General features: G+C 69.6%; 10 protein-coding genes. 3 read left to right on the plus strand and 7 right to left on the minus strand.

Translation table 11 applies throughout. The features are described 5' to 3' along the window. Window positions 1-24: 24 nt before the first annotated feature. The 3 genes from N415_RS27600 to N415_RS27610 are packed head-to-tail and all read right to left on the minus strand — an operon-like array spanning window position 25 to window position 2,242. Entirely contained in the window at window positions 25-435 is a 411-nt protein-coding gene (locus N415_RS27600) for a PH domain-containing protein (protein ID WP_068100732.1), read from the minus strand. Window positions 436-485: 50 nt separating this feature from the next. Next, on the minus strand, window positions 486-968 hold the full coding sequence (gene ribH / locus N415_RS27605) for a 6,7-dimethyl-8-ribityllumazine synthase (protein WP_068126446.1): 483 nt from the start codon (window positions 966-968) through the stop codon (window positions 486-488). Beyond that, the gene (locus N415_RS27610; RefSeq protein WP_068188619.1) at window positions 965-2,242 is read right to left on the minus strand and encodes a bifunctional 3,4-dihydroxy-2-butanone-4-phosphate synthase/GTP cyclohydrolase II; all 1,278 of its coding nucleotides are present in this window, start codon (window positions 2,240-2,242) and stop codon (window positions 965-967) included. The genes ribH and N415_RS27610 overlap by 4 nt, the downstream gene beginning before the upstream one ends. Before the next feature lie 192 nt (window positions 2,243-2,434). Between N415_RS27610 and N415_RS27615 the strand changes: the two genes are divergently transcribed. Next, the gene (locus N415_RS27615; protein WP_068188622.1) at window positions 2,435-2,806 is read left to right on the plus strand and encodes a hypothetical protein; all 372 of its coding nucleotides are present in this window, start codon (window positions 2,435-2,437) and stop codon (window positions 2,804-2,806) included. Window positions 2,807-2,865: 59 nt separating this feature from the next. Here N415_RS27615 and N415_RS27620 read toward each other — a convergent pair whose 3' ends face one another. Further along, window positions 2,866-3,471: a riboflavin synthase gene (locus N415_RS27620; protein ID WP_068188627.1), complete on the minus strand. Its 606-nt coding sequence runs from the start codon at window positions 3,469-3,471 to the stop codon at window positions 2,866-2,868. A gap of 84 nt (window positions 3,472-3,555) precedes the next feature. On the opposite strand from N415_RS27620, the gene N415_RS27625 reads away from it, so the two are divergent. Both N415_RS27625 and N415_RS27630 read left to right on the plus strand, forming a co-directional pair. After that, window positions 3,556-4,263 (plus strand): LppX_LprAFG lipoprotein, encoded by a 708-nt coding sequence (locus N415_RS27625; protein WP_068100604.1) that lies wholly within the window; start codon window positions 3,556-3,558, stop codon window positions 4,261-4,263. Continuing rightward, complete coding sequence (locus tag N415_RS27630) at window positions 4,260-5,822, plus strand: MFS transporter (RefSeq protein WP_068188629.1); 1,563 nt, start codon at window positions 4,260-4,262, stop codon at window positions 5,820-5,822. The genes N415_RS27625 and N415_RS27630 overlap by 4 nt, the downstream gene beginning before the upstream one ends. Before the next feature lie 3 nt (window positions 5,823-5,825). Here N415_RS27630 and ribD read toward each other — a convergent pair whose 3' ends face one another. The 3 genes from ribD to N415_RS27645 all read right to left on the minus strand — a co-directional run. Continuing rightward, window positions 5,826-6,854, minus strand: coding sequence for a bifunctional diaminohydroxyphosphoribosylaminopyrimidine deaminase/5-amino-6-(5-phosphoribosylamino)uracil reductase RibD (gene ribD, locus N415_RS27635; RefSeq protein ID WP_068188633.1), 1,029 nt, complete (start codon window positions 6,852-6,854; stop codon window positions 5,826-5,828). After that, complete coding sequence (rpe, locus tag N415_RS27640; protein ID WP_152531612.1) at window positions 6,851-7,549, minus strand: ribulose-phosphate 3-epimerase; 699 nt, start codon at window positions 7,547-7,549, stop codon at window positions 6,851-6,853. The genes ribD and rpe overlap by 4 nt, the downstream gene beginning before the upstream one ends. A 28-nt stretch (window positions 7,550-7,577) precedes the next feature. Then, a partial coding sequence (locus N415_RS27645; protein ID WP_068188635.1) for an RsmB/NOP family class I SAM-dependent RNA methyltransferase occupies window positions 7,578-8,740 on the minus strand: 1,163 nt, incomplete at its 5' end.

Genomic DNA, 8,740 nt, shown 5'->3' on the forward strand with positions numbered 1-8,740 from the left:
CGCCACCCGGTGATGGTACAGCGCTTAGCCGAGGTCCGGCCGATATCGCGCGACCAGCGACCGCACCGTGTCCATGGCTTCCACGGCGCGCTCCTTGTCGACGGCCTGGATCGCCATCAAGGGAACGTACTCGTCGTCGGGCAGGTCGACGCGCGCCCACCGCCGGCCGGGCGGAAACGACACGCCGGCCACGTCGGCCCAGGGAATCAGCTTGTATCCGAACAGGTTTCGCACCGACAGCCCCGCCGGTCCCACCCGCAGCCGTGGCCGCGCGAACAACAGCACGCCCCCGGCGATCACCAGACCCAGGACGGCGACCGCCACCTGATCGGAGGTGTGGAAAATCACCCCGCTGGACTTGATCTTCAGCAGCAGCCCCACCACGATGTGCGCCGCGGCGATTAGAAACGCGGCGATGTAAACGAATAACGGCATGCGGTGAGGACGCACCTCGACATCCCAGACCTCGCTGCTCGACGGCGAAGTCACGACCGAGCGCGCAGGTCACGCAACGTCAGCGCGGTGGCGAGGGCCGCCCCCGTGGCCTGGGCGCCCTTGTCCTCGGCCGACTCCGGAAGCCCGGCGCGGTCCAGCGCCTGCTCCTCGGTGTCGGTGGTCAACACCCCGTTGGCCACCGGCGTCGACGCGTCCAGCGATACCCGCGTCAGCCCCTGCGTCACCGCGTCACACACGTAGTCGAAATGCGGTGTCTGACCGCGGATTACGACGCCGAGGGCGACGACGGCGTCGTGGTTGCGGGCCAGTTCCTGTGCGATCACCGGGATCTCGATCGCCCCGATCACCCGGACCACCGTCGGGTCGTCGATGCCCGACTCGGATGCCACCTTGCGGGCACCCGCCAGCAGCGCGTCACAGATTTCCGCATGCCAGGTGCTCGCCACGATGGCCAGCCGCAGTCCCGAGGCGTCGAGCGGCGGCACGTCCGGAATACCAGCACCACCACTCAAAGCGCACCCCCGAATTCGCCTGGCAGATGCACGGATTCGTGAAAGTCGTCCAGCCCGACCAAGTCGTGGCCCATCTTGTCCCGCTTGGTCATCAGGTAGCGGATGTTCTCGGCGTTGGCCCGCACCGGAAGCGGCACCCGCTCGATGATGTGCAGGCCGTACCCGTCCAACCCGACCCGTTTGGCCGGGTTGTTGGTCAGCAGGCGCATGGAGCGAACGCCGAGGTCGACGAGGATCTGCGCGCCGATCCCGTAATCCCTTGCGTCGGCCGGCAAGCCGAGCTTGAGGTTGGCGTCGACGGTGTCGTCACCCGCGTCCTGCAGCTGGTATGCCTGCAGCTTGTGCATCAGGCCGATGCCGCGGCCCTCGTGGCCGCGCATGTACAGCACCACGCCGCGCCCTTCGCGTGCGACCATCGCCATCGCGGCGTCCAGTTGGGGGCCGCAGTCGCAGCGGCGCGAGCCGAACACGTCCCCGGTCAAGCATTCGGAGTGCACGCGGACCAACACGTCGTCGCCGTCGGCGTTGGGCCCGGCGATCTCGCCACGAACCAGCGCGACGTGCTCGACGTCCTCATAAATGCTGGAGTAGCCGATGGCGCGAAACTCCCCATGCCGGGTCGGTATCCGCGCCTCGGCGATGCGCTCGATGTGCTTCTCATGCTTGCGCCGCCACTCGATCAAATCAGCGATGGTGATCAGCGCGAGGTCGTGCTCGTCGGCGAAGACCCGCAACTCGTCGGTCTGCGCCATCGCGCCCTCGTCCTTCTGGCTGACGATTTCGCAGATCGCGCCCGCGGGTTGCAGCCCCGCCATCCGGGCCAGATCGACGGCGGCCTCGGTGTGACCCGGCCGGCGCAACACGCCACCGTCCTTGGCGCGCAACGGAACCACGTGGCCGGGACGGGTGAAATCGTCGGCAACGCTGGCCGGATCGGCCAACAGCCGCATCGTCGTAGCCCGGTCGGAGGCCGAGATCCCGGTTCCCACACCATTTCTCGCATCGACGGTGACGGTGTAGGCGGTCCCGTGCTTGTCCTGGTTCACCGCGTACATCGGCAGCAGCCCAAGCCGGTCGCAGATCGAGCCGTCCAGCGGTACGCACAAGTATCCCGAGGTGTAGCGGACCATGAAGGCCACCATCTCCGGCGTCGCCTTCTCGGCCGCGAAGATCAGGTCGCCCTCGTTCTCGCGCTCCTCGTCGTCGATGACGACGACGGCCTTACCGGCCGCAATGTCGGCAACCGCCCTCTCGACGGAGTCCAACCTCGTCATCTTGCTGCCTTGCTCTCGTAGTTGCATTCAGTATGAACCACCGCGCCGCCGCCGTTATTGCCACGGGTTTTCTGGCCGAACCGGTCACGCGGCATAAGCCCGGCGTAAGCCCAAGCTATGAGCCACGTGTGAGGTGCCGCGCGGGACGGCGGATGGCGTTTTGGGCTCTCCATTAAGGGAAATGCGAGGGGCATGAACACAAACACGCAAACCAAGACATGGGTCCGCCTGTGCACCGGTGCGTTGGCGGCCGGCGGAATGGCCGCGGCCGCGCTCGGGCTGACTTCCGGCACCGCCCAGGCGGCGCCTCCCCCAGCGCCCGCATATCACCACCACTGGTGCCCTGGCGACCACTGGGATAACGGGTGGGGCCCCTACCAGAACTGGAACAACTGCCGCGACTGGGACGACAACTATGGCGGCCCGGCCGGCTACGGCGCACCTCCGCCATGGGCGCGGCCGATGCCCCCGCCGCCGCCGTGGGCGCCGTGGGCCCAGGTCGTGTGGAATGCCCAGTTCAATGACTGGGGCTACTGGGACGGCCCGAACTGGCGCGGCCTGTAACCAGGCACGCCCAACCTGATCCGAGAGCAGGCCGCTGCAGCGACATCACCCCGCCGCTGCTAGCGGCCTGCTTTCATCAGCCGTTCCACATATTTGGCGATCACGTCGACCTCAAGGTTCACCTGGGTTCCGACGGGGGCAGCACCGAGGGTGGTCAGTACGCGCGTCGTCGGGATCAGCGAGACCTCGAACCAGTCCCGCGGCTCCGAGCCGAGTCCGGACACCGTGAGGGAGATCCCGTCGACGGTGATCGACCCCTTCTCGACGACGTAGCGGGCCACCGCCGCGGGCACCTCGATCCGCACGACCTCCCAATTCTCGGAGAGCGTGCGGGCGACGATCCGGCCGGTGCCGTCGACGTGCCCCTGCACGATGTGTCCACCGAGCCGGCTGTTGACGGCCGCGGCGCGCTCGAGATTGACCCGGCTGCCCACCTGCAACTCGCCCAGGTTGGACCGGTTCAGGGTCTCGCCCATGACATCGGCGGTGAATCGGCCGTCCGGCAGCAGCTCAGCGACCGTCAGGCACACGCCGTTGACGGCGATCGAATCGCCATGCCCGGCGTCGCCGGTCACCATCGGCCCCCGAATGGTCAGCCGCGCGGCGTCATCGAGGACGTCGCGGCCGGTCACCTCCCCGAGCTCCTCGACAATTCCGGTGAACATTGCACCAGGTTAACGGGCCGATGGGCGGCCGAGCGGGCCCCGCGTTTCCCGAGCCGGTCATGGGCACCCTCTACGATGCAGGGTATGCCGACTCGCCACCGTCTATTGGCCGTCCTCGCTTCCCTGACTCTCGCCACCGCTCTGGTCGCCGGTTGCTCCTCGGGCTCGAAGGTGAGCGGCGGGCCGCTCCCCGACGGCACGACCCTGGTCAAGCAATCCGCCGCAACGACCAAGAACGTTAAGAGCGCCCACCTCGTGATCAAGGTGAACGGAAAGATTCCGGGGTTGCCCATCAAGGTGCTGACGGGCGACCTCACCAACGCACCGGCCACCGCCGCGTCCGGAAACGCCACGCTCACCGTCGGGGGGTCTGACATTCAAGCCGACTTCGTCGTCGTCGACGGCGACCTGTACGCGACGCTCACACCGAACAAGTGGAGCGATTTCGGGAAGGCGTCCGACATCTACGACGTCTCGGTGATCCTGAACCCGGACACCGGGCTGGCCAACGCGCTGAACAACTTCACCGACGCCAAGGCCGAGGGGCGCGACAACATCAACGGACAGGACGCCGTCAAGATCAGCGGGAAGTTCTCCGCGGACGCGGTGAACAAGCTCGTTCCGCAGTTCACCGCATCGGGGCAGGTGCCGGGCACGGTGTGGATCCAGGAGAACGGCGACCACCAGCTGGTTCAGGCCAGCCTGGAAAAGAGCTCGGGCAATTCGCTGCAGATGAACATGTCCAACTGGGGCGCGCCGGTCAACGTCACCAAGCCCCCGGTGATCTCATGAGCGTTCGGGCCGGACGCCGCGTCGCGATCAGCGCGGGCAGCCTTGCGGTGCTGCTCGGGGCCCTCGATACCTACGTCGTGGTCACCATCATGCGCGACATCATGTCCGACGTCGGGATCCCGGTGAACCAGCTGCAGCGGATCACCTGGATCGTGACGATGTACCTGCTGGGCTACATCGCGGCCATGCCGCTTTTGGGCCGGGCGTCGGACCGGTTCGGCCGCAAGCTGCTGCTGCAGGCGGCCCTGGGCCTGTTCATCGTGGGGTCGGTGGTCACCGCGCTGGCCGGTCAGTTCGGCGACTTCCACATGCTGATCGCCGGCCGGACGATCCAGGGTGTGGCCAGCGGCGCGCTGTTGCCCGTCACCCTGGCGCTGGGTGCCGACCTCTGGTCGCAACGCAACCGCGCCGGCGTGCTGGGCGGCATCGGCGCCGCGCAGGAGCTCGGCAGCGTGCTGGGCCCGCTGTACGGCATCTTCATCGTCTGGTTGTTTCACGACTGGCGATACGTGTTCTGGATCAACGTCCCGCTGACGCTGATCGCGATGGTGATGATCCAGTTCAGCCTGCCCTCGCGCGATCGCACCGAGGCGCCGGAACGAATCGACCTGGTCGGTGGCCTGCTGCTGGCCGTCGCGCTCGGGCTCGCGGTGATCGGCCTGTACAACCCCAACCCCGACGGCAAGCAGGTGCTGCCGAGCTACGGGTTGCCGCTGGTGATCGGCGCGATCGTCGCCGCGGTGGCCTTCGTGGTGTGGGAGCGGTTCTCCCGCACCCGGTTAATCGACCCGGCCGGGGTGCACTTCCGCCCCTTCCTGGCGGCGCTGGGCGCCTCGTTGGCCGCGGGCGCGGCGCTGATGGTGACGCTGGTCGACGTGGAGCTGTTCGGGCAGGGCGTGCTGCAGATGAACCAGAACCAGGCGGCCGGCCTGCTGCTGTGGTTCTTGATCGCCCTGCCGATCGGCGCGGTGCTGGGCGGCTGGATCGCCACCCGCGTCGGCGACCGGATCATGATCTTCATCGGCCTGCTCATCGCCGCCTACGGGTACTGGCTGATCCACTACTGGCGCGAAGATATCTTGGGTCACAAGGTCAATGTCTTCGGGTTGTTCAGCGTGCCAACGATCCACGCCGACCTGTTGGTGGCCGGCCTCGGCCTGGGCCTGGTGATCGGGCCGCTGTCGTCGGCGGCGCTGCGGGTGGTCCCGGCCGCGCAACACGGCATCGCCTCGGCGGCGGTGGTGGTGGCCCGCATGACGGGCATGCTGATCGGCGTCGCCGCGCTGACGGCCTGGGGTTTCTACCGGTTCAACCAGATCGTGGCCGGCCTGACGGCGGCGATCCCGCCGGACGCCACCCTGCTGGAACGCGTGCTCGCTCAGGGCACCATGTACATCAAGGCCTTCGCGGCGATGTACGGCGACATCTTCCTGGTCACCGTCGGCATCTGTGTGGTGGGCGCGCTGCTGGGCCTGTTGGTCAGCGGGCGCCAGGAGCACGCCGAGGAACCGGAAGTCGCCGAGGAGCCGGCGGAAATCAACCCGGCGCCCACCCCTTAGCCGCTAGCCGCCCTGCGGCACCAGGCTGAGCACCAGGTCGGGACCGGCCCGGTCGATCCCGTCGAACTGCCAGCGCAGCGCCCGCGCGATGGTGGGCACCCCCACGTCGTCGACGGCGGCGATCGGACCGCCCACCAGCGTCGGCGCCACGTAGGCCAGGATCCGGTTGACCGCCCCGGCGCGCAGGAAGGCGCCGGCGAGGGTGGGGCCGCCTTCGAGCAGGACGTCGGTGCGGTCCGACAGCGCCTTGATGACCTCCATTGGGTCGTGGGTGCGAATCACCATGGTGCGCGAGTCGTCGTTGAGAACCTTTGCCTCGGGCGGTATTTCGCGCATGCCCACCACCACCCGCAGCGGTTGGCGGTTAGCCAGCGAGCCGTCGGCCAGCCGGGCGGTCAGCGCCGGGTCGTCGGCCAGCACGGTGCCGGTGCCGACCACGATCGCGTCGGCGATGGCGCGGCGGCGATGCAGGTCCAACCGGGACGCCTCGCTCGAGATCCACTGGCTGGTGCCGTCGGCGGCGGCGCTGCGGCCGTCGACGCTGCTGGCGTACTTCCACGTGACATGCGGCAGCCCGGTGCGCACCTTGTGCAGCCACTCGCGCAGCGGTCCGGCGGCCACCTGATCGGCCAGGATGCCCGACCGCACCTGCACACCGGCGGCCTGCAGCCGCCCCGCGCCCCCGCCGGCGATCGCGTTCGGGTCGCCGACGGCGTAGATGACGGTGCCCACCCTGGCCTCGATCAGGGCGTTGACGCACGGCGGCGTCTTGCCGTAGTGATTGCACGGCTCGAGGGTGACGAACGCGATGCCGCCGGCGGCCAGGCCGCCTGCTCGACGTAACGCCAGCACCTCGGCGTGGTCGCCGCCGGCGGGCTCGGTGGCACCGACGCCGACGACGTGCCCTTCGGGGTCGACGATCACGCACCCGACCGGCGGGTTCGGGTAGGTGGTGCCCTTGACCTGGTAGGAGTGTTCGATCGCCAGACGCATGGCCGCGTCGAGGCTGTCGACCGACTGGGGCTGGTTCATGCGCGCAGGTGCGGTGACACGGCCGCGGCCTGCCGCCGCAGCGCCTCGACCGCGGCCTCCGGGTCTTCCGCCCCGTACACCGCCGACCCGGCGACAAAGCAGTCGACGCCGGCTTCGGCGGCCTGCTCGATGGTGTCCTCGTTGATGCCGCCGTCGATCTCGACCAGGATGGTCAACTCCCCCGCCTCGATCAGCTTGCGCGCGGCGCGGACCTTCCCGAGCACCTCGGGGATGAAGCTCTGGCCGCCGAAACCGGGCTCGACCGACATGATCAGCAGGGTGTCGAAGTGCGGCAGGATTTCGAAGTACGGCTCGAGCGGTGTGCCCGGTTTCACGCTGATCCCGGCCTTGGCGCCGGCGGCGCGGATGTCGCGGGCGACGCCGACGGGATTGTCGGTGGCCTCGGCGTGGAAGGTGACGTTGTAGGCGCCCGCCTCGGCGTAGGGCGGCGCCCAGCGATCCGGATCCTCGATCATCAGATGGCAATCCATCGGGATGGTGGTGGTGGCCAGCATGGCCTCGACCACGGGCAGGCCGATGGTCAGGTTCGGCACGAAGTGGTTGTCCATCACGTCGACGTGCAACCAGTCGGCACCGCGCACGGCGGCCGCTTCGTCGGCGAGTCGGGCGAAATCGGCGGCCAGGATCGACGGGGCGATCAGCGGTCCCGCGCTACTGCGAGGCATGAGCGTCACACTACTGAGCCCGGGGGCGAACCTCACTTCAGACGCGGCGCAGCGCGGCCGCGAACATCGCGTCGGTGCCGTGCCGGTGCGGCCACAGCTGCACCGAGCTTCCCTCCGGGAGCCCGGTCACGGGGTCGAACAGGGGCCGGGTGTCCAGCTCGGACACCGGATGACGGCGCAGCGCGTCGCCAACCACGCCAACGGTTTCCGCGAGGTGCGGCGAACAGGTCGCGTACAGCACCACGCCGCCGGGGCGGGTCAGCGCGATCGCCGCGGCCAGCAGCTCGCGTTGCAGCTTGGCCAGCGCCGGCACGTCGGCCGGCCGGCGCCGCCACCGGGCCTCCGGGCGGCGCCGCAACGCGCCCAGGCCGGTGCACGGCGCGTCGACGAGCACCCGGTCGAAGCCGGGCTCGAGGCCGCTCTCGCGCCCGTCCACCCGGAGCACGTCGACCGGCAGCCCGCGGGTGTTCTCCTCGACCATGTCGGCGCGGCGCGGCGACGGCTCCACAGCCGTGACACGCGCCCCGGATTCCGCGCCCAACGCGGCCAACAGCGCGGTCTTGCCGCCCGGGCCGGCGCACAGGTCCAGCCACCGCCCGGTGTCGCCCTCGACCGGCGCCAGCGTCAGCGCGCGAGCCACCAGCTGGCTGCCCTCGTCCTGGACCAGCGCGGTGCCGTCGCGCACGGGCGCCAGCCGCCCGGGATCCCCGCCCGGCAGGTACACCGCGTACGGCGAATACCGGCCGACGGAGCCACCGACGGCCTCGGCCAGCTCGGCGGCGGTCAGCACCCCGGGCCGGGCCGCCAGGTGCACCTGGGGCCGCGCGTCGTCGCTTTCCAGCACCGCGTCGAGCTCGGTGGCGGCCGCGCCCAGCGCGTCGGCGAAGGCCTGGGCGACCCAGCGCGGGTGCGCGTGCACGAACGCGGCGTGCCCGACCGGGTCCCGCGACGGGTCGGGGGCCAGCTCGTCGACCCAGGACTTCTCGTCCCGCCTTGCGATGGTGCGCAGCACACCATTAACGAAACCCGCTCGGCCCGAATCGAATTCGATCCCAGCCTGCTCGACCGTGGTGGACACCGCGGCGTGTGCGTCGACCCGGGTGCGCAGCAGCTGGTAGGCGCCGAGCCGGAGCAGGTCGAGCAGCACCGGGTCGATGGCTTCCGGCGGTCGCCCCGCGGCCGCGCCGATGATCGCGTCGA

It is taken from the genome of Mycobacterium sp. UM_CSW (assembly GCF_000455205.1).
Classification (GTDB): Bacteria; Actinomycetota; Actinomycetes; order Mycobacteriales; family Mycobacteriaceae; genus Mycobacterium.